The 25,829-nt window shown below is 54.5% G+C and carries 27 protein-coding genes; 21 read left to right on the forward strand and 6 right to left on the reverse strand.

What is annotated here, in order from left to right:
* Window positions 1-3 precede the first annotated feature (3 nt).
* Window positions 4-762, forward strand: coding sequence for a hypothetical protein (locus ACW17M_RS00285; protein ID WP_009286352.1), 759 nt, complete (start codon window positions 4-6; stop codon window positions 760-762).
* A 65-nt stretch (window positions 763-827) separates the two neighbouring features.
* On the opposite strand, the gene ACW17M_RS00290 is transcribed toward ACW17M_RS00285, so the two are convergent.
* The 5 genes from ACW17M_RS00290 to ACW17M_RS00310 all read right to left on the reverse strand — a co-directional run bounded on the left by ACW17M_RS00290 (window position 828) and on the right by ACW17M_RS00310 (window position 5,672).
* Entirely contained in the window at window positions 828-1,190 is a 363-nt protein-coding gene (locus tag ACW17M_RS00290; protein ID WP_051051824.1) for a hypothetical protein, read from the reverse strand.
* Window positions 1,191-1,269: 79 nt separating this feature from the next.
* Window positions 1,270-2,550: a glutamate-1-semialdehyde 2,1-aminomutase gene (hemL, locus tag ACW17M_RS00295; protein ID WP_009286351.1), complete on the reverse strand. Its 1,281-nt coding sequence runs from the start codon at window positions 2,548-2,550 to the stop codon at window positions 1,270-1,272.
* 36 nt (window positions 2,551-2,586) lie between these two features.
* Complete coding sequence (thiD, locus tag ACW17M_RS00300) at window positions 2,587-3,396, reverse strand: bifunctional hydroxymethylpyrimidine kinase/phosphomethylpyrimidine kinase (protein WP_022521042.1); 810 nt, start codon at window positions 3,394-3,396, stop codon at window positions 2,587-2,589.
* Window positions 3,396-3,827 carry a protoporphyrinogen oxidase HemJ gene (gene hemJ / locus ACW17M_RS00305; RefSeq protein ID WP_022521043.1) on the reverse strand — a complete coding sequence of 144 codons (432 nt, stop codon included), beginning with the start codon at window positions 3,825-3,827 and terminating at the stop codon, window positions 3,396-3,398. The genes thiD and hemJ overlap by 1 nt, the downstream gene beginning before the upstream one ends.
* Before the next feature lie 9 nt (window positions 3,828-3,836).
* A complete protein-coding gene (locus ACW17M_RS00310) occupies window positions 3,837-5,672 on the reverse strand; it encodes a chloride channel protein (protein ID WP_190374214.1) in 1,836 nt (611 codons plus the stop codon).
* A gap of 134 nt (window positions 5,673-5,806) precedes the next feature.
* Between ACW17M_RS00310 and argC the strand changes: the two genes are divergently transcribed.
* The 19 genes from argC (at window position 5,807) to mgtE (ending at window position 23,580) form a co-directional block, all read left to right on the forward strand.
* Entirely contained in the window at window positions 5,807-6,841 is a 1,035-nt protein-coding gene (gene argC / locus ACW17M_RS00315; RefSeq protein WP_027958504.1) for an N-acetyl-gamma-glutamyl-phosphate reductase, read from the forward strand.
* A gap of 103 nt (window positions 6,842-6,944) precedes the next feature.
* The gene (gene erpA / locus ACW17M_RS00320) at window positions 6,945-7,298 is read left to right on the forward strand and encodes an iron-sulfur cluster insertion protein ErpA (protein WP_007112206.1); all 354 of its coding nucleotides are present in this window, start codon (window positions 6,945-6,947) and stop codon (window positions 7,296-7,298) included.
* A 161-nt stretch (window positions 7,299-7,459) separates the two neighbouring features.
* Window positions 7,460-8,236: a transporter substrate-binding domain-containing protein gene (locus ACW17M_RS00325; RefSeq protein ID WP_009286347.1), complete on the forward strand. Its 777-nt coding sequence runs from the start codon at window positions 7,460-7,462 to the stop codon at window positions 8,234-8,236.
* 118 nt (window positions 8,237-8,354) lie between these two features.
* Window positions 8,355-9,026: an amino acid ABC transporter permease gene (locus ACW17M_RS00330; RefSeq protein WP_009286346.1), complete on the forward strand. Its 672-nt coding sequence runs from the start codon at window positions 8,355-8,357 to the stop codon at window positions 9,024-9,026.
* Window positions 9,027-9,037: 11 nt separating this feature from the next.
* A complete protein-coding gene (locus tag ACW17M_RS00335; protein WP_022521047.1) occupies window positions 9,038-9,808 on the forward strand; it encodes an amino acid ABC transporter ATP-binding protein in 771 nt (256 codons plus the stop codon).
* A 617-nt stretch (window positions 9,809-10,425) separates the two neighbouring features.
* Entirely contained in the window at window positions 10,426-12,330 is a 1,905-nt protein-coding gene (gene mnmG, locus ACW17M_RS00340; protein ID WP_457546704.1) for a tRNA uridine-5-carboxymethylaminomethyl(34) synthesis enzyme MnmG, read from the forward strand.
* Window positions 12,327-12,986 (forward strand): 16S rRNA (guanine(527)-N(7))-methyltransferase RsmG, encoded by a 660-nt coding sequence (rsmG, locus tag ACW17M_RS00345; RefSeq protein WP_009286344.1) that lies wholly within the window; start codon window positions 12,327-12,329, stop codon window positions 12,984-12,986. The genes mnmG and rsmG overlap by 4 nt, the downstream gene beginning before the upstream one ends.
* Window positions 12,987-13,034: 48 nt before the next feature.
* Window positions 13,035-13,802, forward strand: a complete 768-nt coding sequence (locus tag ACW17M_RS00350) for a ParA family protein (protein ID WP_009286343.1) — start codon at window positions 13,035-13,037, stop codon at window positions 13,800-13,802.
* 15 nt (window positions 13,803-13,817) lie between these two features.
* Complete coding sequence (locus ACW17M_RS00355; RefSeq protein WP_009286342.1) at window positions 13,818-14,747, forward strand: ParB/RepB/Spo0J family partition protein; 930 nt, start codon at window positions 13,818-13,820, stop codon at window positions 14,745-14,747.
* A gap of 205 nt (window positions 14,748-14,952) precedes the next feature.
* The gene (locus tag ACW17M_RS00360; RefSeq protein ID WP_022521050.1) at window positions 14,953-15,345 is read left to right on the forward strand and encodes an ATP synthase subunit I; all 393 of its coding nucleotides are present in this window, start codon (window positions 14,953-14,955) and stop codon (window positions 15,343-15,345) included.
* Window positions 15,346-15,377: 32 nt separating this feature from the next.
* Window positions 15,378-16,205 (forward strand): F0F1 ATP synthase subunit A, encoded by an 828-nt coding sequence (gene atpB, locus ACW17M_RS00365; RefSeq protein ID WP_457546705.1) that lies wholly within the window; start codon window positions 15,378-15,380, stop codon window positions 16,203-16,205.
* 76 nt (window positions 16,206-16,281) lie between these two features.
* The gene (gene atpE, locus ACW17M_RS00370; RefSeq protein WP_022521051.1) at window positions 16,282-16,509 is read left to right on the forward strand and encodes a F0F1 ATP synthase subunit C; all 228 of its coding nucleotides are present in this window, start codon (window positions 16,282-16,284) and stop codon (window positions 16,507-16,509) included.
* Between the two features lie 76 nt (window positions 16,510-16,585).
* Window positions 16,586-17,056, forward strand: a complete 471-nt coding sequence (locus ACW17M_RS00375; protein WP_022521052.1) for a F0F1 ATP synthase subunit B — start codon at window positions 16,586-16,588, stop codon at window positions 17,054-17,056.
* A gap of 11 nt (window positions 17,057-17,067) precedes the next feature.
* Window positions 17,068-17,604 carry a F0F1 ATP synthase subunit delta gene (locus ACW17M_RS00380; RefSeq protein ID WP_027958508.1) on the forward strand — a complete coding sequence of 179 codons (537 nt, stop codon included), beginning with the start codon at window positions 17,068-17,070 and terminating at the stop codon, window positions 17,602-17,604.
* 16 nt (window positions 17,605-17,620) lie between these two features.
* Window positions 17,621-19,165, forward strand: a complete 1,545-nt coding sequence (atpA, locus tag ACW17M_RS00385) for a F0F1 ATP synthase subunit alpha (RefSeq protein WP_009286340.1) — start codon at window positions 17,621-17,623, stop codon at window positions 19,163-19,165.
* 65 nt (window positions 19,166-19,230) lie between these two features.
* Window positions 19,231-20,118, forward strand: coding sequence for a F0F1 ATP synthase subunit gamma (gene atpG / locus ACW17M_RS00390; protein ID WP_141440222.1), 888 nt, complete (start codon window positions 19,231-19,233; stop codon window positions 20,116-20,118).
* 73 nt (window positions 20,119-20,191) lie between these two features.
* Complete coding sequence (atpD, locus tag ACW17M_RS00395; protein WP_009286338.1) at window positions 20,192-21,571, forward strand: F0F1 ATP synthase subunit beta; 1,380 nt, start codon at window positions 20,192-20,194, stop codon at window positions 21,569-21,571.
* A 24-nt stretch (window positions 21,572-21,595) separates the two neighbouring features.
* Window positions 21,596-22,024 carry a F0F1 ATP synthase subunit epsilon gene (locus ACW17M_RS00400; RefSeq protein ID WP_457546706.1) on the forward strand — a complete coding sequence of 143 codons (429 nt, stop codon included), beginning with the start codon at window positions 21,596-21,598 and terminating at the stop codon, window positions 22,022-22,024.
* Window positions 22,025-22,197: 173 nt separating this feature from the next.
* A complete protein-coding gene (gene mgtE, locus ACW17M_RS00405; RefSeq protein ID WP_009286337.1) occupies window positions 22,198-23,580 on the forward strand; it encodes a magnesium transporter in 1,383 nt (460 codons plus the stop codon).
* Window positions 23,581-23,606: 26 nt separating this feature from the next.
* Here mgtE and ACW17M_RS00410 read toward each other — a convergent pair whose 3' ends face one another.
* Complete coding sequence (locus ACW17M_RS00410; protein ID WP_022521056.1) at window positions 23,607-24,800, reverse strand: cation diffusion facilitator family transporter; 1,194 nt, start codon at window positions 24,798-24,800, stop codon at window positions 23,607-23,609.
* Between the two features lie 217 nt (window positions 24,801-25,017).
* On the opposite strand from ACW17M_RS00410, the gene ACW17M_RS00415 reads away from it, so the two are divergent.
* Window positions 25,018-25,818, forward strand: a complete 801-nt coding sequence (locus ACW17M_RS00415; protein ID WP_457546707.1) for an undecaprenyl-diphosphate phosphatase — start codon at window positions 25,018-25,020, stop codon at window positions 25,816-25,818.
* Window positions 25,819-25,829 lie beyond the last annotated feature (11 nt).

Raw genomic sequence — 25,829 nt, forward strand, 5'->3', positions numbered from 1 at the left:
ACCATGAAAACTCAAATCGCTACTCTCGCTGCCGCCATCGCACTAGTTAGCGCATTTTCAGCTTCTGCTGATCCGCGAGACTATCAAAACTCAACTACAACGCCAAGTGCGAACACTACAACTAAACCCGTGTTCGATGCGCAGCTGGGTATTCGCTCTGGATTAAATGGATTTGACCGTGATCCAACACGTACATCATTAATCCTTCAATCTGGTAACGGTAACGATGCTGAAACTACCCAAGGCGGTAGCAAACAATACTCACGCGTTGGGCAATTGGGTGATGATAACACTTCGTCGGTATACCAAACCGGCGCAAAGCATGAGTCAATTGTTTACCAAATTGGTACTAGCAATGATGCCTCTGTCGTGCAATCCGGTGGAGAGCTAAATGATTCTTATATACTGCAAGACGGCAGTCACAATACTGCAAATGTAAGACAAGTATTAAACTCTGATAAAAGTGACTCCATCATTGAGCAAACAGGTAATGGCAACTCAGCCGATGTTTACCAAACGCTCAGTACTGATGAAACTTGGAGTTTAATTAGCCAGAACGGTAATGACAACGATGCGAATGTAATCCAGGTTAATGCTGACTTAAGTGCATCTTACATTTATCAAGACGGCGTTGGTCATGTGGCGAATGTGGGTCAGTATGGTATGGAGAACGTATCTACTATCCGTCAGAATTCCACCGCCGCAGTAGCTACTCATGTGCAAGTTGGCAATAACAACTCCGCTATCTCTACTCAGTGGTAATAAATCGAGTTCATGTAAACCGCCCCTTAAGGGGCGGTTTTTTTATCACTGTAAGAATGCAAACATTAACGAATCATCAACGTCAATGTCCCCCCTGCCCCCTGAGTCGACGAACGCGACCGGTTACTGCCCTTTTGAATGTCCACCTCTAGCCGCTCATCGTCACTTAACAGCTTTACCGTGCCTTCGAGTTCTGTACCGGTAAAGGTGTATTCAGCAGGTACCGTCCCACTCTCTTCAACGTGTTCGGTGGTTTCGCCTTCATGGGTAATGCGCCAATGGGCGGAAAACGCAGCACCCGGCGAACCGCTCATGGTGATATGGATCTGGGTCATGTCCTGCTCCTGAGGCGACTGTGCAGCCAGCGGGAAACAGGCTAGCAGCCCCGCTGCGCAAATCACGTATCGCCAAGCCGTTGGTCGTGTCATGAGTGTAGCTCTCATCTAAGCCAAGAGCCGCTCCAGGTGAGCGGCTCTTGCAGTATAGCGGGCTTTTAGTTACCTGCCGTTACATAACTGCGAAGGCTTTTTCTGCGGCATCCAGGGTGAACTGAATATCTTCCGGAGTATGAGCGCTGGACATAAAGCCAGCTTCGTAAGCTGATGGCGCCAAGTAAACGCCGTGATCAAGCATCGCGCCAAAGAAGCGGCGGAAGGCATCCGGGTTACAGGCGGTGGCTTGGGCAAAGTTATCCACACGGCTTTGAGAGGTGAAGAAAAGTCCAAACATACCGCCCGCCGACTGCGTCATCATCGGCACCCGTGCGGCATTGGCACGCTCCTGAAGGCCCGCACAAAGGGTGTTAACCCGCTGGGTAAGCGCATCGTGGAAGCCCGGTACCTGTAGTTTGGTTAGCAGTGCCACACCTGCAGCCATCGCCAACGGGTTACCCGACAATGTGCCCGCTTGGTAAACCGGCCCCAGGGGGGAGATGTTTTGCATTATCTCGCGCTTGCCACCAAAGGCGCCCACCGGCATGCCGCCACCGACAATTTTTCCCAAGCAGGTTAGATCAGGCACTATACCGTAGTGGGCTTGGGCACCGCCCAATGCCACTCGAAAACCGGTCATCACTTCATCAAAAATCAGCACGCTGCCATACTCGTTACATACTCGGCGCAGCGTTTCCAAAAAGCCTGGTTGAGGCGGAATACAATTCATATTGCCGGCAACGGGTTCAACAATAATGCAGGCAATCTGATCGCCAATTTCGCTAAAACACGCTTCGACCCCTTCGGGGTCGTTAAACGACAGGGTAATAGTGTGTTCAGCCAGCGACGTGGGCACGCCCGGTGAGCTGGGTTCGCCGTGGGTAAGCGCGCCAGAGCCCGCCTTAACCAGCAGTGAATCAGAGTGGCCGTGATAGTTACCCTCGAACTTAACGATCTTATCGCGGCCGGTGGTACCTCGCGCCAGGCGAATCGCCGACATGGTGGCTTCGGTGCCCGAGCTAGTCATGCGCACCATATCCATGGAGGGGATCATCTCGCAGATCAAATCCGCCATGGTGGTTTCAACTGCGGTAGGGGTACCAAAGGACAGGCCGTTGTCTAATCGCGCCCGTACGGCTGCCAATACGTCTTGGTCGGCATGCCCAGTGATCATGGGCCCCCAGGAGCCGACATAATCCACGTAGCGATTGCCTTCGACGTCAAACAGAAAGGCACCTTGAGCACGCTCCATAAAGACCGGCGGGCGGTGCAACCCTTTAAACGCCCGGACGGGTGAGTTTACTCCGCCCGGTATATGGCGACTGGCAAGATCGAACAGTTCAGCTGATGTAGTCATGGCATCCTCTCGGTCAATGGCGTACAGAAGATAGGATCAAAAACGGGCAGCCCGTGAAAAACGATGTGGCAAACACTGGCCGCTGGGCGGTTGAAAGCCTTGAGACAAACTTTGCCAAGTAAAGTGCTGAGCCTGCTCACAAGCTGTTGGTAAGCGCTCACCAACAGCGAGACGAGCAGCTAGAGACGATGCCAGCGTGCAGCCAGAACCATGGAACAATTCAGGCAAACGTGGCCACTGCCACTGGCGAGTAGTATCAGGCGAGTGCAGGGTGTGCACCACCTGTTGGTCGTTGCCGGGCAGCGGCTCATCCGTGGCAGTGACCAGAATGGCTTGGCACCCCTGTGACATCAGTGCCACCGCACGGGCCGTATCATCGAAAGGAGTGATGATGTCGGGCGTAAGCTGAGCCAACTCAGCGCGATTCGGGGTTAAGATATCCACAAGCGGTAACAAGCGATCAATAAACAATTGTCGCAAAGCAGGTGTGGATAACTCAGTTCCGCCACCGGCCTTAAAGACCGGATCGGCCACCACGGGAATGCCTGGAAAACGACGAATAATTTGCTCCGCTGCGCGCAGGGTGTCTTCGTCAGCGAGTAGGCCAATCTTAATCGCCGCGACCTGCATCTCACTAATTGCCTCGGCCATTTGGCGCATCGCGGTCGGCTCAGCAGGGATCACGCGGGTCACATTATGACAATTCTGTACCGTCAGCGCAGTGGGGATCGTTACCGCCCAACCACCACAGGCCGCAATGGCTTCACTGTCAGCGATCAACCCAGCGCCACCAGTCGGATCATGTCCGGCGAGTACCAACACCACGGGGGGAAGCGGTTGGCGCATCAAAAGGGCTTCACAACGGCAAGCAGAATAATCGCCACGAGCGCAATCACCGGCGCCTCATTAAACCAGCGAAAAAACACATGGCCTTTGGTACAACGATCCTGGGCAAACTGCTTCAAATAGATCAAACAAACGTGATGATAGGCGATAAGCAGAACCACTAGCGCCAGCTTGGCATGCATCCAGCCCTGGCTAAACCATTCGGGCACCAGATAGAGCATCCAGCCACCAAAAATGAGTACCGCAATCATCGATGGGGTCATGATGCCACGGTAGAGCTTACGCTCCATGGTTTTGAAATAGCTGATGGCCTGTTCGTCGCCGTTATCCCGCGCAGTGGCGTGATACACATACAGGCGGGGTAAATAGAACAGCGCAGCGAACCACGTCACTACGGCCATTAAGTGAATGGCCTTTACCCATAGGTACATTGTCGCTCCTTAAAGTGATGAGTCCTTCTTACGGGTATCATTCTCTCGTACTTCATTGTCACGAAGGTCGGCACCACGGGGGTCAGTGTAGTGATAATAACGTTCGATGGCGCCACGGGTGATAATACCTGAAATACGCCGCTGCTTTGGGCGATAGCCATGAACGACGTAGAGCGCCCCCAGAGCGTTATCCTGCAGTTTTAGAAACGCTTCGGAAAGCGTCGCCTGTAAACCAATCGGCGCCAGCTCTAAACGCTGGCCGGGGATTTCCAGTAGATCAATCAGCTCATCCTCAGGCGGCTCATCCCCCTGCAGCGCCTCATCGTGCTCAAGTAGCCAGCGTGCCAATTCAGCGGCTTTTAGCGCCAGCACAGGTTTTTCCTCTGTTGACCGCTCAATCACTAACCACACTGGGTTCTTCTCTAATAAAAGCCGCGCTTGATCAGGGGTGATCATTCGCTCGGTGCGCACCAGTTGACGCTCCATCACCGCAGGCACCGAAACCCGTGAGAGTGCCTGCATCAAAGGCTGCTGAAGCGGGTGAAGCCCGTAGCGCACCGTGCTAATAAAGAAACCTTCACAGCCGGTCAATTGACGCGAGGTTAAGCACGCCACCACCACCGCCAGCATGCCGGGAAGCATGATACTCGGCGTATGGGTTAACTCCAAAAGCGCCATTAGGGCAGCAAGAGGCGCTTGTAACACCGCCCCCATCATTGCGGCCATGCCTAGCATCGCGTAAATACCAGGATCCGCGGCTTTATCAGACCAAAGCCAGCCTCCCAGTAAACCAAACAGTGCACCTGTGGCAGCACCTATGACCAACACCGGGCCGATAATACCGATGGGTACGCCGCCAGCGACAGTTAGCGCTGTAAGCAGTAGTTTGACGATCATCAGCGCCAGCAGCACTTTAATTTCCAGCTGGTTATTGAGCGCCGCCGCCACGCTGTCATAACCGATGCCCTGAACCTGAGGGAACCACCAAGCCACCGCGCCAGTTGCCACACCCACCAAGCCAAGGCGCATCCAGAGCGGCCACAGCATAATCCGCTGGTTGCGTGAAATATGAATAAACAGCCCCGCTAACAGACCAATCACCAGCCCGGTAACCACAATCCACGGCAAGTTGATCAGTGAACCTAGTGCTATCTCGGGGATACGAAAAGCGGGTTCATTGCCATAAGCCAACTGTGCTACCAGCGCACCCATGGTAGAGGCCAAAATCACGGGCATAAAGCTCACCAAGGTGTACTCCATCATCACCACTTCCATGGCAAAGATGACACCCGCGATAGGCGTGTTAAAAGAAGCGGAAATAGCTGCTGCGGTACCGCACGCCACCAGTACCCTGAGACTATTATTGGGCAAACGCATCTGTTGGCCTAGTCCACTGGCCGCCGCCGCGCCCAAATGAATCGCCGGGCCCTCGCGCCCAGCAGAGAGCCCGCCCAATACCACCACAACACCTACCCACCACTGATTTAACCAATTGCGTAACGGAAAACGGCCCTGATGATAGGTAAGCCGCTCAATTACATGGCCAACGCCCAGCTTGCGCGCTGCCGGTTTTTGCCGGTACAGCAGCACACCCACAAGGGTAACCGCCAACATAGGTAGCAGCGCACGCAGCCAGGGCACCATGCTTTCAAACGCTTCTGGGTCGCCATCGGTCATGTAGAGCGCGGCGCCAGCTTCCAATAGCAGCCGAAACGCCACCATCACAGCGCCGGTAATAACCCCCGAGACAAGGCCCAGCAAACAGAGTTGCGGAAGGGCGTCGACATTGGCCAACTGGCGACGAAAACTCTCTAAGGTAAAATCCGATCGGGAAAAACGCGCCACAGCGACCTTCCTTACTCTTGTATCTTTACACTCTTGTGTATCATAGCTGGATACGCTTAAACAGCTTGGTGTCCTATGCTTAAGCTAATAGCGAATTTGGTTTTCTACTCAGCAGCATCCGTAAGGAGTGATTTGTGATTAAGGTCGGCATTGTTGGCGGTACAGGTTACACCGGCGTTGAACTACTGCGGCTACTCGCCCAGCACCCCCAAGTCAACGTAGCCATGATTACCTCGCGCTCGGAAACCGGCGTCAAGGTGTGCGATATGTACCCCAACCTGCGCGGCCATTACGACACCTTGGCGTTTAGCGAGCCGGACGCCAAACAGCTGGGCGACATGGATGCGGTATTTTTTGCCACACCCCATGGCGTTGCCCATGCCCTAGCCGGTGAGCTACTCGAAAACGGCACTCGGGTGATTGATCTATCGGCCGATTTCCGGCTGCGCGATGCTGACGAGTGGAGCCGCTGGTACGGCCAGGCCCACGGTGCCCCGGAATTGTTGCAAGAGGCAGTATACGGGCTGCCGGAAATGCACCGAGAGAAAATCAAAAACGCACGTTTAATTGCGGTTCCCGGTTGCTACCCCACCAGCGTTCAGTTGGGCTACCTGCCGCTTCTGGAAGCGGGTTTGATCGACCCAAGCCAACTCATTGCTGACTGCAAATCCGGCGTTACCGGCGCAGGCCGTGGCGCTAAAGTGGGTTCACTGCTTGCCGAAGCCAGCGAGTCGATGAAGGCCTACGGCGCTTCGGGCCACCGCCACCTGCCGGAAATTAGCCAAGGACTTAGGGATATCCAGCAATCCACAGTGGGTTTAACCTTTGTGCCCCACCTAACGCCGATGATTCGCGGTATTCACTCCACACTCTACGGCCAGCTAACCGCTGAGCCGGGCGACCTGCAGACACTCTTTGAGCAGCGCTACGCCGACGAACCCTTTGTCGATGTGATGCCCGCGGGGAGCCACCCTGAAACGCGCAGTGTCAAAGGCATCAACACCTGCCGCTTGGCAGTCCACCGCCCGGGCAATGGCAACACCGTCGTCGTGCTATCGGTGATCGATAACCTGGTCAAAGGTGCTTCGGGTCAGGCGATTCAAAACCTCAACCTGATGTTCGGTTTTGACGAGAACACCGGTCTCTCAGCCCCGGCCTTGATGCCTTAATGTTTTAGTAATTCCCAGGAATAGTTGACCAATTTGCTGGGAATTACCCATAATCACCCCCCAATGCCGATTTATTCGTTCTTAAAGCTCGCGGGAGGTACCCATGAGCGGTGCAGAAGCCTTTGTTCCTACTCCACTACTGCTCTCTGATAGCGCACGAAAACGTATTAATGCGCTGATTGCAGAAGAAAATAACCCATCCCTTAAACTGCGGGTCTATGTAACTGGTGGCGGCTGTTCAGGTTTTCAGTACGGTTTCGACTTTGCCGAAAACGTCGCCGACGATGACACCGTAATAGAGTTCGGTAACGCAGCCCTAGTGGTTGACCCCCTCTCCTACCAATACTTGGTAGGCTCCACCGTCGACTACGAAGAGGGCCTGGCGGGCGCACGTTTTCGCGTTCAAAATCCTAATGCCACCACCACCTGCGGCTGCGGCGCCTCCTTTATGGTCTAAACAGCGTTGGCCCGCAGCGCTCCCCGTGACTTGACGCCCTGACGGTTTCTCGCCAAGGTTAATAGGTCAACAACGGCTTAAATAACGGTTTATAAAGAGCATCAAACGGTAAAAAACCGCTTTGTAACCCGCCATCAGCCATATAAAGCACGGGGAAACTTATGAAAATAGCACTACCACTCAGCCTAACCAAAACAACGCTGGCGCTTGCACTGGGATTGGGCAGCGCCACTGCCGCCATGGCCCAAACGCCATCGGTGAACGTGGCCACTGACCCAAGCTTTGTGCCGTTTGAAATGATGGATCAAGAGACCGGCGAAATGGTCGGCTTCGATATGGATATCATCAACGAAGTCGCCGAACGCGCAGGTTTTGAAGTCAACCTCACGACCATGGAGTTCTCCGGCATCATTCCCGCCGTGCAAACCGGCAGCCAGGAAATCGCCATTGCCGGTACCACCATTACGGAAGAGCGTGCCGAAGTTGTCGACTTCTCCGACCCCTACTACGATTCCGGTCTTCGCATTATTGTGCGTGCCGACAATGACAGCGTCGAAACACTAGAAGACCTTCAGGATCTCGCCGTTGGTACCAAAATTGGTTCCACCAGCTACGACTACCTGCAGCAAGAGCTTGGCGAAGATGCTGACATCACCCCCTTCCCGGGTACTGCCGACATGTACATGGCGCTGCTAGGCCGCAACGTTGACGCGGTGCTCTATGACGCCCCTAACGTTGCCTACTTCTCGCAAACCCGTGGCGAAGGCCGTACCAAGGTTGTTGGCCCGCTATATGAAGGTCAGCAGTACGGCATCGTCTTCCACAAAGGCAGCGAGTGGGTGGAACCCACCAACGAAGCGCTCGCCGCGATGAAAGAAGACGGCACTTACGATGAGATCTACACCAAATGGTTTGGTGAAGCCCCCAGCGAAGAGTGAGTGTAAAACCTCTATAATAGCGTAACGCCATTACAGGGCCGGGTGGCCAAAACCCCCGGCCCTGCTGCGTTGATCATGTGTTTTTTGCCAACTGCTTTTTTGTTTCAGGAGTCTACGCGTGGACGTCAATTTTCAGTTTGATTGGTCGGCGGCGTTTGGGTCTATCCCTTACCTGCTGCCGGGTATTCCCTGGACGCTACTTATCTCATTTGGCGGCTTGGCCATTGGTTTTTTTATCGGCATATTCTTTGGCCTGTTACGCATTAGCCCCCTGCGCTGGCTACGCTGGCCGGCCATCATTTATGTCGAAGTGTTCCGCGGCACGCCGATTCTGGTTCAAGTACTGTTTATTTTTTACGGCTTACCACAACTGCTGGGTGGGCCAATTAACGCCCTGGTCGCCGGTATTGCCGCGATCGCCGTTAATTCCGGCGCTTACATCTCTGAAATCGTGCGTGGCGGTGTGCAGTCAATTGAGCGCGGTCAAGGGGAAGCTTCGCTCTCTCTGGGCCTTTCCCGCACTCAGGCGTTTCGCTACGTTATCTGGCCCCAGGCGTTTCGGCGCATGATCCCGCCTCTTGGTAACCAGGGCATCATCAGTATCAAAGATACCTCCCTGTTTTCAGTGATTGGCGTCAGTGAGCTGGTGCGCCAAGGGCAGATCTATATCGCCACCACCTTCACGGCCCTTGAGGTCTACTTTATGGTCGCCCTGATGTATCTGGCGATCACCTGGACGCTCTCCATCATCCTGCGCCAACTTGAGCGCAGAGGCCTGGCCGGACAATAAGGACACGCGCAATGAGCGAGACATTGAACAACACAACGCAACCAATTGTGCGTATGCAGCAGCTCAACAAGCACTTTGGCAGCCTGCACGTACTCAACGATATTGACCTTACGATTGTGCCCGGTGAAGTTGTCGTGATCATCGGCGCCAGTGGCTCAGGTAAATCGACGCTGATTCGCTGTATTAACGGCCTGGAAGAGTTCCAATCAGGCAGTCTGGTGGTCGATGACAATGAACTGCTGCCCTATGGAAAGAGCACCCAAGCACTGCAAACCATCCGCACCGAAGTGGGCATGGTTTTTCAGCAATTCAACCTGTTTCCCCATCTCAGCGTCATCGATAATGTCACACTGGCGCCGATGAAAGTGCGCGGTTTAAGCCGTGACGACGCGGTCAGCAATGCCAAACGTTTGCTTGACCGGGTGGGTATCGCCGACCAGGCCGATAAGTACCCCAGCCAGCTCTCAGGCGGCCAGCAGCAGCGTGTGGCGCTCGCTCGTGCCTTGGCCATGGAACCCCGGCTGATGCTATTTGACGAGCCCACATCGGCGCTTGACCCGGAAATGATCGGTGAAGTGCTCGATGCCATGCGTGAACTGGCCAAAGAGGGCATGACCATGGTGATTGTTACCCATGAAATGGGCTTTGCCCGTGAGGTTGCCGACCGGGTGATTTTTATCCATAAAGGCGAGATTACCGAGCAGGGACACCCGGAAAAACTGTTCGATTCACCGCAACATGAACGTACTCAATCCTTCCTTGCGCGGGTGCTTAAACACTAGATGTGAACACTCAATGCCCTCGCGTAGACCTGCGCTTGGCACCTAAATAACGCGTTCGCTAATGCGAAATGACGCTTTTTTACCGGCCTGTCGACACGACAGGCCATTTTTTTGCCTGTGGATAAACTTTTTTTACATTAATCGTTTTTATCTCCGCAAGGACTACCATGGGCGTCTCTTAGCGTTAGCTCCACACCCAACGTTGCTTGTTCACAGCTGCGGTAACAACCCAGGTACTGGCCGGTGGATAAGCCGTGGCCAATTGCATCTGTGGATAAGGCGCTATTTCATCCACAGGCTTAGCACCCTTTCTACCCAGGCACTCCCGCCTTCAAACATGTAGAAGTCAACAATATAAGTTGATGAAATAATTAATAATTAATCGCTTATACACAGAAATTGTCCACACTAGTAGTTACAACATTTACAGAACTTCTCTTATTTTATATTTATGTTGTTATTAATAGAGGCGGTTTAGCGATTTGGGGTGTGGAAAAACCTGACGGTTACCCACAGGGGGTTTATACTTGCCGACTCATTGATCTAAGGTGGCTGCGTCTAGAATCGACTGCATTGGCCACATCATCCGTGCCGACAGGCACAAGACGAGGTGTCTCTTGAATTACCCCGACCGCTTTGACGTGATTGTCATCGGCGGTGGCCATGCGGGAACTGAAGCCGCACTGGCCTCTGCTCGCATGGGCTGTCAGACCCTGCTGCTCACCCATAACATCGAAACTCTGGGCCAAATGTCGTGTAATCCCGCGATTGGCGGCATCGGCAAAAGTCACTTGGTCAAGGAAATTGATGCACTGGGCGGCGCCATGGGGCTTGCCACGGACTTGGGTGGTATCCAGTTCCGTGTGCTCAATGCCAGCAAAGGGCCCGCCGTTCGGGCCACCCGTGCCCAGGCTGACCGCATCCGTTACAAGTCAGCGATCCGCGGAATGCTGGAAAACCAGCCCAACTTAACGATTTTCCAGCAAGCCGCTGGTGATCTGATTGTGGATAACGACACCGTACGAGGCGTCGTCACGGAAACCGGCATTCGCTTTCATGCCGACAGCCTCGTGCTGTGTACCGGGACATTTTTGGGTGGCGTGATTCATATTGGTTTGGATCAAAGCAAAGGCGGCCGAGCGGGCGACCCGCCTTCCAACGCGCTGGCTGAACGTCTGCGCGCCCTGCCGTTTCGGGTTGACCGCCTAAAAACCGGTACGCCGCCGCGCATCGATGCCAAAAGCGTGGATTTTTCCCAGTTGGAAGAGCAGCCCGGTGATAGCCCAACGCCGGTTATGTCCTACCTGGGATCGCGGGAGATGCACCCTCAGCAGGTGAGTTGCCACATTGCTCACACCAATCAGCACACCCACGATCTGATTCTGGCCAATCTTGATCGCTCGCCGATGTATTCCGGCGTCATCGAAGGGATTGGGCCACGTTACTGCCCATCGATAGAAGACAAGGTTCATCGCTTTGCCGATAAATCCAGCCACCAGGTGTTTATCGAACCCGAAGGCTTGGATACCCATGAGCTCTACCCCAACGGTATCTCGACTTCGCTGCCCTTTGACGTGCAGATTCAGGTGGTGCGTTCCATCAAAGGCTTGGAAAACGCCCATATCACCCGGCCTGGCTACGCCATTGAGTACGACTTTTTTGACCCACGAGACTTAAAACACTCGCTGGAAACTAAATTTATCCACAACCTGTTTTTTGCCGGTCAAATCAACGGCACTACCGGCTACGAAGAAGCCGGTGCTCAAGGTTTGCTCGCAGGCCTGAATGCCGCCCGCCGCGCTCAGGAGCTGGACGCCTGGTATCCCCGCCGCGATGAAGCCTATCTCGGTGTACTGGTTGATGATCTGATCACTATGGGTACCAAAGAGCCCTACCGGATGTTTACTTCCCGTGCGGAGTACCGCCTGCTGTTGCGGGAAGACAACGCGGATTTGCGCTTAACCGAAGCGGGCCGGGAATTGGGTCTTGTCGACGACACGCGCTGGGCAGCGTTTAGCCAAAAACGCGAGGCTATCGAACAAGAGAGCGCGCGGCTAAGCACCCTGTGGATACAACCGGGAAGCCCAGCGGCTGAGCAAGTGGCCGAAAAAACCGGGGCACCGCTCACTCGCGAGTATTGCTTGAGTGATCTGCTTAAACGCCCTGAATTGAATTACAGCGATTTGGCCAATCTGCCCGGCATTGAGGGCACCCTGGTCACTGACCCAGCAGTCGCCGAGCAGGTGCAGATTCAGGCTAAGTATCAAGGCTATATCGATCGTCAGCAGCATGAGATCGATAAACTCAAGCGCCACGAAGCCACGCCACTGCCTGCGGAGCTGGATTATTTAAAAGTCGAAGGTTTGTCTAACGAAATTCGCCAAAAGCTGGCTGAAGCGCGGCCGGAAACGCTTGCTCATGCGGCGCGGATTTCAGGCGTTACACCGGCGGCCGTCTCTATTTTGCTGGTGCATCTGAAAAAGCGCCGGTTGGTAGCCGCAGCTGAGGTAGTTAACGGATGAGTTCGTTGAACCCACTGTTGAAGACGCTACCTACAAGCGTTGCACCACGGCTCGATCAAGGCCTTACCCAATTAGGCATCGCCGTTGACGAACATCAACGCCAACAGCTGCTAGGCTTATTGGCACTGTTGCACAAGTGGAATCGGGCTTATAACCTCACAGCGGTGCGCGATGTGGACGACATGGTGTCGCGTCATGTGTTGGATAGCGCCGCTGTGTTGCCCTATGTGCAGGGGCCGCGGCTACTGGATGTAGGTGCGGGTCCTGGGCTTCCTGGTATCGTATTAGCGATATTAGCCCCCCAGCTTGATGTAACACTGCTGGATAGTAATGGCAAAAAGGTGCGCTTTCAGCGTCAGGCGGTAATGGAGTTAGGGCTTGAAAACGTCACTCCCGTACAGGCGCGGGTGGAACAGTTTGAAGCCGCCGCTTTTGATCAGGTGATTTCCCGAGCATTTGCCAGCTTGGTCGATTTTGTCACCTTGACCCGCCAGCTACCCAGCGCCGATGGCCAGTGGTTAGCCATGAAAGGCCCGGGGGCGGATGATGAGCTGCGCGACCTGCCCGCCGGTATACGTTTATATCAGCGTCACCTATTGGAAGTACCCTTTGAAGCGGCCCAGCGGCAGCTGCTGATCTTGGATGTTGAAAGCTGAATGTTGAAAGCTGAACGTTGATTCTGACCCCCAGAAGGAGTTGAGTAAGTGAGCCAGATCATTGCCCTGACCAACCAAAAAGGCGGCGTGGGCAAGACCACCTCGGCCGTTAACCTGGCGGCCAGTCTCGCTGCGCTCGACCGTCGCGTACTGCTGGTGGATCTTGACCCCCAAGGCCATGCCAGCATGGGCAGCGGCATCGATAAATACGAGCTCGATAAAAGCGTGCTTGACGTTCTACTGGGCGAAGCAACGGCCGCTGATACGATTGTCAAAAAGCTGGCGGTCAAGTACGACGTACTGCCGGGTAACGGTGATCTCACCGCCGCCGAAGTCGAGCTGCTAGATCGCGATAAAAGCGAGAGCTGCTTAACCAACGCACTAGCTTCGGTCTCGGATGCCTATGACGTAGTGTTGATCGACTGCCCGCCCTCTTTGAACATGCTAACCGTGAATGCATTAACGGCTTCCGATAGCGTGCTGATCCCTCTTCAGTGCGAATTTTACGCCCTGGAGGGGCTGTCGGCCCTGCTCGATACCGTTGAGCAGATTAAGCAAAATGTGAATCCTGATCTTGCCATTGCGGGCATTTTGCGCACTATGTATGACAAGCGCACCAGCTTAACGCGGGAAGTGGATAAGCAGTTGCGTGACTATTTTGGCGACATGCTGTTGAAAACGACCATTCCTCGCAACGTCAAAGTTGCCGAAGCGCCGAGCCACGGATTACCCGTTACGCAATATGCCCGGTTCTCCCGTGGTAGCCAGGCCTATCGTGTGTTGGCGAAAGAGATGATTCGTCGCCTAGCGTTATAAAATGAGGAAAAGCGAATGACGCGTAAACCCGCGCTGGGACGTGGCCTGGATGCCCTGATTGGTGCCGGTGCCCGTCGCCGTGACAGCTTAGAACTTGCCGGTAGCGGCACCCCGTTGGAGCTTTCTGACGCCGCGCGTAGTGCCGCGGCCGATGACGTTAGCGAAGATCGCCTTGAACGTCTGCCGTTAGGGCAATTAACGCGAGGTAAATATCAGCCGCGCCGGGATATTCAGCCCGAAGCGCTAGAAGAGCTGGCAGACTCCATTCGCGCCCAGGGCGTGATGCAGCCCATCGTCGTGCGTCCAATTGGCGTGGATCGCTACGAAATTATTGCCGGTGAGCGTCGCTGGCGGGCAGCCCAACTTGCTGAGCTGGACGTTATCCCGGCGGTGATCCGGGAAGTCAGCGATGAAGTTGCCCTGGCGCTGGCGCTGATCGAAAACATTCAGCGTGAAAACCTCAACGCCATCGAAGAAGCCATGGCGCTCAAGCGCCTGGGCGAAGAGTTTGAGCTTACCCAGCAGCAGATTGCCGACGCAGTGGGTAAATCGCGCACCCAGGTAGCCAACCTGTTGCGCCTGCTGGCGCTAGATCCGGAAGTGCAAACCCTACTCGAACGGGGTGACCTGGATATGGGCCACGCAAGAGCTTTGCTGACGCTGAACAGCACCCAGCAGCGGCAGGTGGCTCATGAGGTGGTCAATAACGATATGACGGTGCGGGCCACCGAAGCGCTGGTGAAAAAAGTCCAAACCAGCCAAACACCAACCAAAACGCCTAACCGTCAAAGCAAGCAGCCCGATGTGGCCAAGCTTGAAACACATCTTGGCGAACTGCTCGGTGCGCCTGTCTCCATTGATCATGGTCAAAAAGGCAAAGGTAAGTTAACGATACGTTATACCAGCCTCGAAGAATTGGATGGCATCTTGAATCATATTAAATAGCAGGCTATTCAATATCACGTAAGAAGCGCACACGTTTTCCCCCTTTGGTCGCAAATCAGCCCTTAAGCGGGCAAAATCGGTGCGACTTCGGTTGAAGGTGTGATAGCGCTTCCCTATAATCGCGCAAGATTTGTGCAGGTTGCCTTGGTTTGTCTAGCTATTAGCTGGTCGAGGTATTGGTTTTTATCAGTGAGGCTGGGCCGGTATGCAGCGATACGAAACCCAGCGTCGAAAAGCCTACATCGTTCGGCTCACGATCGCGCAACTGATGATCACCTTCGTTGGTATGTTGGCCGCCTATCTAGTCGCCGATTTAGAAGGCGTGTCATCGGTTTTTAAAGGGGCGCTGGTAGCCTTATTACCGCACGCCTTTTTTATCAAACGAATGGGGGTTTTACGCGCGAGTAGCCCTTCAAAGGCAGCGATGCGCCTGTTTCGCGCCGAGGCAGGCAAGTTTGGTTTGACGGTGGCACTGTTTGTTGCAGTGTTCGTGGCAGCGCCCCCCTCAAACCCTACTTTCTTTTTTTATGCTTATGTTGCAGTTGTTCTAACGCATTGGCTTACGCCTTGGTTAATGCCAAAAAACGCTAATGCCTAGAAAATTGCACAACTGATTGAGGTGACACATCCATGGCCGCAGGAAACGAAGTCTCAACGACTTACTATATCCAGCACCACTTGCAGAATTTGACCTTTGGCAATCATCCTGAGAACGGCTGGTCGCTGGCGCATTCAGCAGAAGAAGCAAGTGAAATGGGCTTTTGGGCCATTCACCTGGATACCATGGGCTGGTCGATTGCCATGGGGTTGCTGTTTATCTGGATTTTCCGCAAAGCCGGCAAAATGGCCACCACGGGTGTACCCAGTGGCCTGCAAAATGCCGTTGAAATGGTTGTTGAATTTGTCGAGGACATGATCAAAGGAACATTCAAAGGGCATAACCCGATCATTGCTCCTCTGGCCTTAACGCTGTTCGTGTGGATTCTGTTCATGAACACGCTCAAAATTATTCCGGTCGACTACTTCCCCGTGCTGTTCAGCAAGCTGGGCGTGGACTACATGAAAATTGTCCCCACCACCGATGTGAACGCCACGCTGGGTTTGGCACTGGGGGTATTCGGACTGATCCTCTACTACAGCTTTAAGGTTAAAGGCGTGGGTGGTTTCGCCAAAGAGCTGTCATTGACCCCGTTTAATCACTGGGCACTGATTCCTTTTAACTTGGTGTTGGAAATCGTCGCTTTGCTGGTTAAACCGTTTAGTTTGGCGATGCGTCTGTTCGGCAACATGTTTGCCGGCGAAGTGATCTTTATTTTGATCGCCATGCTGCCGTTCTGGGCTATCTGGGTGCTGGATGTGCCGTGGGCCATTTTCCATATTTTGATCGTCGTACTACAAGCTTTCATCTTTACAGTGCTGTCCGTGGTGTATCTAAGCGCTGCACACGAGCATCACTAATCCGAGCAATGCTTGAAACACATTAACCCTTAACCTCAACCCTCGACCTTTAACTTGAAAAACTAGGAGCATTACCATGGAACTTATCTACATTGCCGCTTCCATCATGATCGGTCTCGGCGCTCTAGGTACCGGCATTGGCTTCGCTATTTTGGGTGGTAAGCTGCTGGAATCTACAGCGCGTCAGCCTGAACTGGGCGACCAGCTGCAAACCAAAACCTTCCTAATGGCAGGTCTGTTGGATGCCGTTCCGATGATCGGTGTTGGTATCGCAATGTACCTGATCTTCGTTGTTGCCGGTTAATGACAGCTCAGCCGAGCGTTAAGCGCTCGGTTTTGTTTCACTCCGGTCGCCACGAACTTGTCAGAGGTACATTCCTGTGAATATCAACATGACGCTAATCGGGCAGACGATCGCCTTCGCGATCTTTGTCTGGTTTTGCTTAAAGTATGTGTGGCCTCCGATCAGCAACGCGCTTCATGAGCGTCAGAAAAAAATTGCTGATGGCTTGGATGCAGCCAGCCGTGCTAACCGTGATCTTGAGCTTGCTCAAGAGCGGGCGGAGCAGACGCTGCGCGAAAGCAAGGAGCAAGCTTCTCAGATTCTTGAGCAGGCCAACAAACGCTCTGCCCAGATAGTTGAAGAAGCCCGCGAACAGGCCCGCGCCGAAGGCGAACGCCTAGTAGCGAGTGCACGTTCCGAGATTGAGCAAGAAGTGAATCGCGCTAAGGATGAACTTCGTGCCCAGGTCTCTTATCTCGCCGTTATGGGTGCCGAGCGTGTTCTTGAAGCGTCGGTCGACGAACAAGCCCATCGCAAGTTACTCGATGAGCTTGCTGCTGAACTGTAAGGAGGTGAACCATGGCGGAATTACTTACCGTCGCTCGTCCTTACGCTAAGGCAGCGTTTGAATACGCGCGTGATCATGAGGCGCTTGATAGTTGGTCACAAGCGCTAGGTTTTTTAAGTGTTGCGGTAGCAGATGACGTCGTGCGCCATCGGCTAAGCAGTCCCAAATTAGACAGCGAGCAAAAAGTGTCGCTGCTTGTCGAGCTTATTCCTGAGCAACAGGATGAGGCTTTACAGCGATTTTTGACTGTTTTGGCTGACCAGGGCCGCCTGATGGCGTTGGCCTCCATTGCTGATCAGTTCGAGCACCTGCGTGCTGAACACGAGCAGCGGGTTGAAGTGAACGTCACCTCTGCTTACAAGTTAGATAGTAAGCAGAAGACCAAACTAGCGAACGCGCTTAAGAAACGTCTGAATCGCGAAATCTCTATTACTACTCAGGTGGACAAGTCGCTGATTGGCGGTGTCATCCTGCGTGCTGGCGATACCGTTATTGACGGCTCCGTACGTGGTCGATTGAACCGCCTTTCCGAAGCGCTAACCGCTTGAGTCTGAGGGACATGGCATGCAGCAACTGAATCCTTCCGAGATCAGCGACATCATCAAGCAGCGAATTGAAAAGCTTGACGTCGCATCCGAAGCCCATAATCAGGGCACCATCGTGACCGTTTCCGACGGTATCGTGAAAATTCACGGCCTCGAAGACGCGATGTTTGGTGAAATGATCGAATTCCCCAACAGCATCTTTGGCATGGTACTCAACCTGGAGCGTGACTCCGTGGGTGCCGTCGTGCTGGGTGACTACCTGCAGCTCGAAGAGGGCATGACCGCCAAGTGTACCGGTCGTATTCTCGAAGTGCCGGTAGGCCCTGAGCTGATTGGTCGTGTGGTCGATGCGCTGGGTAACCCCATTGATGGTAAAGGCGACATCAACACCACCATGACCGACGCCGTTGAGAAAGTGGCGCCGGGCGTTATTACCCGTCAGTCCGTCGATGAGCCGATTCAAACCGGTCTTAAATCGATCGACGCCATGGTGCCGATCGGTCGTGGTCAGCGTGAGCTGATCATCGGTGACCGTCAAATCGGTAAGTCCGCCATTGCCATTGATGCGATCATCAACCAGAAAGGCAAAGGCGTGACCTGTGTCTACGTGGCGATCGGTCAGAAGCAGTCGACCATTGCCAACGTGGTGCGCAAGCTTGAAGAGCACGGCGCCATGGAGCACACCATCGTCGTCGCCGCTGGCGCTGCCGATCCGGCTCCCATGCAGTTCCTGGCCGCTTACTCTGGCTGCACCATGGGCGAATACTTCCGCGACCGCGGCGAGAACGCGCTGATTGTGTACGACGATCTCTCCAAGCAGGCCGTCGCCTACCGCCAGGTCTCGCTGCTGCTGCGTCGCCCGCCGGGTCGTGAAGCCTATCCTGGTGACGTGTTCTATCTCCACTCGCGTCTACTTGAGCGTGCTGCACGGGTTAATGTCGACTACGTTGAGAAGTTCACCAACGGCGAAGTGAAAGGCAAAACCGGTTCCTTGACCGCGCTGCCGATCATCGAAACCCAGGGCGGCGACGTCTCCGCGTTTGTACCGACCAACGTGATCTCGATCACCGATGGTCAGATCTTCCTGGAAACCAACCTGTTTAACTCGGGTATTCGTCCGGCGATTAACGCCGGTCTATCGGTTTCTCGTGTCGGTGGTTCGGCGCAGACCAAAATCATCAAGAAGCTCGGCGGTAGTGTCCGTCTGGCGCTGGCTCAGTACCGTGAACTGGCGGCGTTCTCGCAGTTTGCCTCTGATCTTGACGAAGCCACGCGTAAGCAGCTTGAGCACGGCCAACGTGTCACCGAGCTGATGAAGCAGAACCAGTACTCGCCGATGTCGATCGCTGAAATGGCGCTGTCGCTGTATGCCGCCAACGAAGGCTTCCTGGATGATGTCGAAGTGAACAAGGTGCTGGACTTCGAGCGTGCCTTGCACGACTACATGAAGTCTGAGCACGCTGATCTACTCGACAAGATCAACCAGAGCGGCGACTACAATGGTGAGATTCAAGACAGCTTGAAGTCGGGTCTCGAGAAGTTCAAGGCGACTCAGAGCTGGTAATGTCTGGCCCGCCTGCGGGCGGGTTTGCATGCTTTCTGAGAGCCACGAACGAAGGGTAGATCGCTATGGCAGCTGCAAAAGAGATACGCACCCAGATCGGGAGCATTAAAAATACGCAGAAGATCACCAGCGCCATGGAAATGGTGGCTGCATCTAAAATGCGTAAAGCGCAAGATCTGATGAGAGCTAGTCAGCCTTACGCTAAGCAGATCCGCAATGTGGTCGGCCACATTGCCGACGCGAACCCCGAGTACAGGCACGACTATATGGTCGAGCGTAGCGAGGTTAAGCGCGTTGGTTACATTGTGGTCTCTACAGACCGTGGTCTGTGCGGTGGCTTGAACCACAACCTCTTCAAAGCCTTACTCAAACAGGCCAGCGAGTGGAAAAAGCAGGGCGCAGAACAGGATTTTTGCGCTCTGGGCGCTAAGGCCAGCACCTTTTTCCGCAACTACGGTGGCAATTTGGTGGCGGCGAAGAGTGGTTTAGGCGAAGCCCCGACCGTTGAAGGTCTGATTGGCAGTATTAAGGTCATGCTCGAAGCGTACGATGAAGGACGTCTCGACCGGCTTTACGTGGTGCACAACGAGTTTGTGAACACCATGACCCAAAAGCCAGTGGTTCGTCAGCTTCTTCCGCTGTCGCCTGATATGGGCGCAGACGCTGAGCAAGACAACGAAAACGCCCGTCCCGGAAGCTGGGACTACCTGTATGAACCGGATGCCAAGGCGTTGCTCGATAGCCTGCTGGTTCGTTTCATCGAATCGCAGGTGTATCAGGCGGTAGTGGAAAACGGCGCTTGTGAACAAGCCGCCCGAATGATCGCTATGAAAAGTGCCACTGACAACGCAGGCGGCCTAATCGACGATCTGGAGATGGTCTACAACAAGGCCCGTCAGGCTGCCATCACCCAGGAAATTTCTGAGATCGTCGGCGGCGCTGCTGCCGTATAACGCCAAGGGAGCCGACCATTTAAGCGACTCCCGGCAGACAGGTTTCATTTGCAGGTTTTAGAGAGGAACCAAGATGAGCGGACGTATCGTACAAATCATCGGCGCGGTGATTGACGTAGAGTTTCCGCGGGACTCTGTGCCCAAGGTCTACGACGCGCTGAAGGTCTCCGATGTTGAGACCATCCTCGAAGTCCAGCAGCAGCTGGGCGACGGCGTGGTGCGCACCATCGCCATGGGCTCCACTGAGGGCTTGAAGCGTGGCATGGACGTGACCAGCACAGGTGCCGCCATTTCCGTACCGGTAGGTAAGGAAACGCTGGGCCGTATTATGAACGTACTCGGCGAACCGATCGACGAAGCGGGACCGATCGGTGAGCAAGAGCGTATGCCAATCCACCGTAAAGCACCGAGCTATGCCGACCAAGCAGCTTCTAACGAGCTGCTGGAAACCGGTATCAAGGTTATCGACTTGGTCTGCCCGTTCGCTAAGGGTGGTAAAGTTGGCCTGTTCGGCGGCGCTGGTGTCGGTAAGACCGTTAACATGATGGAGCTTATCCGCAACATCGCCACCGAGCACAGCGGCTACTCTGTATTCGCCGGTGTTGGTGAGCGTACGCGTGAGGGTAACGACTTCTATCACGAAATGACTGAATCCAACGTTATCGATAAGGTATCGCTGGTTTATGGTCAGATGAACGAGCCTCCGGGTAACCGTCTGCGCGTAGCGTTGACCGGCCTGACCATCGCTGAGAAATTCCGTGATGAAGGCCGCGACGTTCTACTGTTCGTCGATAACATCTACCGTTACACCCTGGCGGGTACCGAAGTATCGGCACTGTTGGGTCGTATGCCATCAGCGGTAGGTTATCAGCCTACGCTGGCTGAAGAGATGGGCGTTCTGCAGGAGCGTATTACCTCGACGAAAACCGGCTCAATCACCTCCGTACAGGCCGTTTACGTACCTGCGGATGACTTGACCGACCCGTCGCCGGCGACCACCTTCTCGCACCTGGATGCTACCGTGGTATTGGCGCGTTCTATCGCCGAGCTGGGTATCTATCCGGCGATCGACCCGTTGGACTCCACCTCACGTCAGTTGGATCCGCTGGTCGTCGGTGAAGAGCACTACGCCACCGCCCGCGGTGTGCAGAACGTTCTTCAACGCTACAAAGAGCTTAAGGATATTATCGCCATTCTGGGTATGGACGAGCTGTCTGACGAAGACAAGTTGGCCGTTTCCCGGGCGCGTAAAATCCAGCGCTTCTTGTCGCAGCCGTTCTTCGTGGCCGAAGTATTTACCGGTTCACCAGGTAAGTATGTCTCACTGAAAGACACCATCAGTGGCTTCCAGGGCATTCTTGCTGGCGAATACGACGATATGCCGGAACAGGCCTTCTATATGGTCGGCTCCATCGACGAAGCCGTCGAGAAAGCCAACCAGATGAAGAAGTAATCCCGTCCATTAGGGGGATTCGCTATGGCGAATAGCTTTACTTGCAATATCGTCAGCGCTGAAGCATCGATCTTCTCAGGTACCATTGAGCAGGTGATTGCTTCCGGGATTATGGGTGACCTGGGTGTTTTGCCGGGTCACGCCCCGCTGCTGACCGAGCTTCAGCCGGGTCCGGTACGCGTGATTCACGATGGCGGCAAGGAAGAGAACTTCTTTGTCTCGGGGGGCTTCATGGAAGTCCAGCCGAATGTCGTGACGATTCTGGCCGACTCTGCATCACGTGCCAGCGACCTCAACGAGGCCGCTGCCGAAGAAGCGCGTCAGCAGGCGCTGAGAGCCTTTAATGAGAAGTCATCGGAGCTCGATTATACTCGTGCTGCCGCTGAACTTGCCGAAGCCGTTGCACAGCTGCGAACGATTCAGCAGCTGCGTAAAAAGGCGGGTAAAGGCTAATACTCACGCACTTGGCGTGTGTCCAACGCCCCTTAAACCCGCTACCAGGGTTTAAGGGGCGTTTTTTTGTTTGGCAGTCAAATAAGTAAGTATGATGAGTTTGGTCAGTAGAATGGGCTGGGTGATGGATTAGCTCGGTAGCACGACGCTTGTAAGCGCAAGGGGGGAGAATCATGGCACTGAATGATGAAAGCCTACAGGAATTAAAAGCCGAGCTGCTCGACGAGTTGGGTAAGGAAGTGCCCAGTAAATCGGTGCTCTCTTTGCGTTTGGCCGAAACCCGCTCCGCGGATATCGGTGAAGTGCTCGAAGAGATGATCGAGGATGACGAAGAGCTGCCTGCGGCGCTCGCTCTGCTGGATATTCTTTCAGCGGAACGGGCAGCCAATGTGCTGGGCTATTTGCCTGGGGAGAGCCAGCTCGAGGTGGTAGGAAAGCTGGATGACAGTCAGGTTCTCAAGCTGCTCGAAGAAATGGGGTCGGACGAACGTGCCGATCTGTTCAATCTTCTCAATGAAGACCGTCGTGAGGCACTGCTGCGTCGCATGGCTCACCGCGAGCGAGAAGATCTGAAGCGGCTTGCCAGCTACGAAGAGGGTACCGCAGGCGCCATCATGACCTCTGACTATGTCTCCATAGCCAGCGGCATGACGGTGTCGCAGGCGATGATGAGGGTACGCCAGACCGCTCCGGATGCGGAAACGGTCTATCAGCTGTATATCCTGGATAGCGACGGACAACTGATCGGTACCATGTCGCTGCGTCAGCTTATGGTGGCACGCCCCGGCGCCATTGTTGATGACATTATGATCAAGGATGTCATCAGTACACGGGTTGATAGTGCCCAGGAAGATGTCGCCCGTATTGTGGCGAAGTATGACTTGTTGGCGCTGCCAGTGATCGATGCCGATGAACGCATGGTCGGTATAGTGACCCACGATGACGCGATGGATGTTGCTGAATCCGAGGCGACAGAGGATTTCCACAAGGGGATGTCGATCGGCCAACTGGAAGATGGCGTAAGCCGCGTGAAGCTCTGGAGCCTCTACCGTAAACGCGTGTTCTGGCTGGTACTGCTGGTCTTTGCCAATCTGTTTTCGGGGGCCGGGATTGCCTATTTTGAAGAGACCATTGCCGCCCAGGTAGCGCTGGTATTCTTTTTACCGTTATTGATCGGTAGTGGCGGTAACGCCGGGGCTCAGGCAGCCACGTTGATGGTGCGCGGTATGGCGACCGGTGACGTTGGCGTCAAAGATTGGGGCAAACTACTGGGCCGCGAGCTACTTGTCGCCGGGTCACTGGGTATCACCATGGCCATCGCGGTAACGCCTATTGGCATTATGCGCGGGGGAGAAGAGCTGGCAATGGTGGTCGCCTTGAGCATGGTGACCATCGTGCTGTTTGGCAGCCTGTTGGGGATGTGCCTGCCGTTCGTACTCGAGCGCTTTAAGGTCGACCCTGCCACGGCATCAGCGCCGCTGGTCACCACCTTGATTGATGCCTCTGGGGTGGTGATCTACTTCAGCATCGCCACACTGCTGTTGACGGGGTTATAAGAGGAAACAACCAGCGGGTAGTGGCTCTAGCGCATCGAGCTACTGGCGGCGCGGGTGATAAACAGCACCTCGACGTGGCCGAGCCACTCGATATCGCTAGCCAGCGCTTTTAGTTGGCTAGCGAGGCACTGGGGCGGCTGATGCACTGCGTCATCAATGATCAATGATACCGACACCTTATCGTCCAAGTAGTGCAACTGGAGCTCGTTCAGGGTGCGCCACACAGGGTGCTTGTACCAGCGTGCATCCAGGGCAGCCTCTACTTCAGGGCGGAGCGGAAGGCCGGGAAGGCGGCTAGGATCACCCGCCCCGGCGTCGTCTTCGGGGTCAACGTGGAAGATCACGTCGGTCAGTGCGGGGAACTCGTGGCGTAGGCGACGGCTGACTTCGTTACCGATTTCGTGGGCTTCCGACACGGTAATTTTCGGCCCGACCACCACGTGTAGGTCGACCATTACCCAGCCGGCGGATTGCCTGGTACGCAGATCGTGAACACTATCCACACCCGGAACGCTGCAGGCAACATCGTGCATCTGATCCTGTACGTCCTCTGGTAGCGCGGTATCCACCAATTCCCGCGCCGACTCCCACAGCAAGTCCAAACCTACCTTTCCGACTAATAAACCCACAATGATGGCGGCCACGGCATCCAGCCAACCCAAACCAAACTGGGCGCCCACCAAGGCTACTAACACCACGGCAGTGGATAATGCATCACTGCGCGAGTGCCAGGCGTTGGCTTCGAGTAACTTTGACTTTACCCGCTTGGCAACCCGCATGGTGTAGCGAAAAATCCACTCTTTGCTAAACAGCGCGATGACAGTAATCACGATTGCCAGCGCGCCAGGGGCGTTAACGTCGGCGCCGCTAAACAGGCGATCCAGGCTCGACCAAGCAATCGCGCCAGCCACGAAAATCAGTACGCTTCCCAGCAGCAGGGTCGTCAGGGTTTCGATACGGCCGTGGCCGTAGTGGTGGTCTTTATCGGGCTCCTGACGCCCATAGTGAATGGCCGCCAGGACAAAGCCGTCGGTGACTAAGTCTGATAGGGAGTGAATGCCGTCGGCAATCAACGCCGCTGAGCCGACCATAAAACCGATCGCGACTTTGACGATGCTCAACAGGGCATCCAGCCATGCTCCGATGTAGGTAACGCGCTTGGCCTCTTGGCTAAGTCGCGCTTGGTCGTGAACCACTGGCGTATCGATGGTCTGAGTCATGGGTACCTTGCAAGGACGCACGCATTCAATAGACGCCTATTGTAGCGCACTCCTTATATCCTCTATAGCCTCCACTGCTTTCAGGCTGTGAAACGATACCTTTGTGTGTCAGTGGTTGCTAGTCTCAGCAAAGGCAATGGCGGACAACGAATAGGTGGATGTGTATCCTTAAGCGCCATTGCAACCATTAAATTGTTTCTATGCACAGGATTTTTTTATGGATTGGCTCCAGGTGGTGGTGTTAGCGGTTGTTCAGGGAGTGTCAGAATTTTTACCCGTTTCAAGCTCTGCCCACCTAATCTTGGTGCCTGTGCTGACAGAGTGGCAAGATCAAGGCCTAGCCTTTGATGTTGCCCTACATTTAGGCAGCCTCTCCGCGGTGATTATCTATTTCCGGCAGGAAATTTGGCAGATGGTCATTAGCAGCTTGGCTGCGCTCAGCGGCAAAGGAGTGAACGAAGACGCACGACTGGCTTTATGGGTGACGTTAGCGACCATCCCGGTGGGGCTTATTGGGTTACTAATGCACGATGTTATTTCTCATTTTATGCGCTCTACGCTGATTATCGGCTTCAGTTTAATTGGTTTCGGGCTATTGTTGGGGTATGCCGATTGGCGTAAAGAGGGTACGCGCAGCGAGTACCAACTGCGTTTGAGGGATGTGCTTATTATTGGTGGTGCCCAGGCGCTAGCACTCATCCCAGGAACCTCGCGCTCGGGGATTACCATTACCGCGGCGCTGATGGTGGGCATGAACCGAGAAGGCGCCTCGCGCTTCTCTTTCTTATTATCAATCCCGGTGATTGTGCTGGCAGGTGGCCTAGAAGCAGTAGGGCTGTTTAGCGCTCCACAGTCGATTGATTGGATCGCGATGTTGGCGGGCACCCTGTTATCGGGAGTAAGCGCGTATTTGTGTATTCACTACTTTCTGGTGGTTATAAAAAAATTGGGAATGCAGCCCTTTGTGATTTATCGCGTGCTGTTCGGCGCCTGGCTGCTGTGGTTCTTTTATTTTTAGGATAAAGCAAC

The sequence above is a fragment of the Vreelandella sp. 2A-K22 genome (assembly GCF_054065485.1).

Coding starts and splice junctions, on each gene's coding strand:
- ACW17M_RS00285 (WP_009286352.1), top strand. CDS start 4: ATGAAAACTCAAATCGCTACTCTCGCTGCCGCCATCGCACTAGTTAGC.
- ACW17M_RS00290 (WP_051051824.1), bottom strand. CDS start 1,190: ATGACACGACCAACGGCTTGGCGATACGTGATTTGCGCAGCGGGGCTG.
- hemL (WP_009286351.1), bottom strand. CDS start 2,550: ATGACTACATCAGCTGAACTGTTCGATCTTGCCAGTCGCCATATACCG.
- thiD (WP_022521042.1), bottom strand. CDS start 3,396: ATGCGCCAACCGCTTCCCCCCGTGGTGTTGGTACTCGCCGGACATGAT.
- hemJ (WP_022521043.1), bottom strand. CDS start 3,827: ATGTACCTATGGGTAAAGGCCATTCACTTAATGGCCGTAGTGACGTGG.
- erpA (WP_007112206.1), top strand. CDS start 6,945: ATGAGCGGTGCAGAAGCCTTTGTTCCTACTCCACTACTGCTCTCTGAT.
- ACW17M_RS00325 (WP_009286347.1), top strand. CDS start 7,460: ATGAAAATAGCACTACCACTCAGCCTAACCAAAACAACGCTGGCGCTT.
- ACW17M_RS00335 (WP_022521047.1), top strand. CDS start 9,038: ATGAGCGAGACATTGAACAACACAACGCAACCAATTGTGCGTATGCAG.
- rsmG (WP_009286344.1), top strand. CDS start 12,327: ATGAGTTCGTTGAACCCACTGTTGAAGACGCTACCTACAAGCGTTGCA.
- ACW17M_RS00355 (WP_009286342.1), top strand. CDS start 13,818: ATGACGCGTAAACCCGCGCTGGGACGTGGCCTGGATGCCCTGATTGGT.
- ACW17M_RS00360 (WP_022521050.1), top strand. CDS start 14,953: ATGCAGCGATACGAAACCCAGCGTCGAAAAGCCTACATCGTTCGGCTC.
- atpB (WP_457546705.1), top strand. CDS start 15,378: ATGGCCGCAGGAAACGAAGTCTCAACGACTTACTATATCCAGCACCAC.
- atpE (WP_022521051.1), top strand. CDS start 16,282: ATGGAACTTATCTACATTGCCGCTTCCATCATGATCGGTCTCGGCGCT.
- ACW17M_RS00380 (WP_027958508.1), top strand. CDS start 17,068: ATGGCGGAATTACTTACCGTCGCTCGTCCTTACGCTAAGGCAGCGTTT.
- atpA (WP_009286340.1), top strand. CDS start 17,621: ATGCAGCAACTGAATCCTTCCGAGATCAGCGACATCATCAAGCAGCGA.
- atpG (WP_141440222.1), top strand. CDS start 19,231: ATGGCAGCTGCAAAAGAGATACGCACCCAGATCGGGAGCATTAAAAAT.
- atpD (WP_009286338.1), top strand. CDS start 20,192: ATGAGCGGACGTATCGTACAAATCATCGGCGCGGTGATTGACGTAGAG.
- ACW17M_RS00400 (WP_457546706.1), top strand. CDS start 21,596: ATGGCGAATAGCTTTACTTGCAATATCGTCAGCGCTGAAGCATCGATC.
- mgtE (WP_009286337.1), top strand. CDS start 22,198: ATGGCACTGAATGATGAAAGCCTACAGGAATTAAAAGCCGAGCTGCTC.
- ACW17M_RS00410 (WP_022521056.1), bottom strand. CDS start 24,800: ATGACTCAGACCATCGATACGCCAGTGGTTCACGACCAAGCGCGACTT.
- ACW17M_RS00415 (WP_457546707.1), top strand. CDS start 25,018: ATGGATTGGCTCCAGGTGGTGGTGTTAGCGGTTGTTCAGGGAGTGTCA.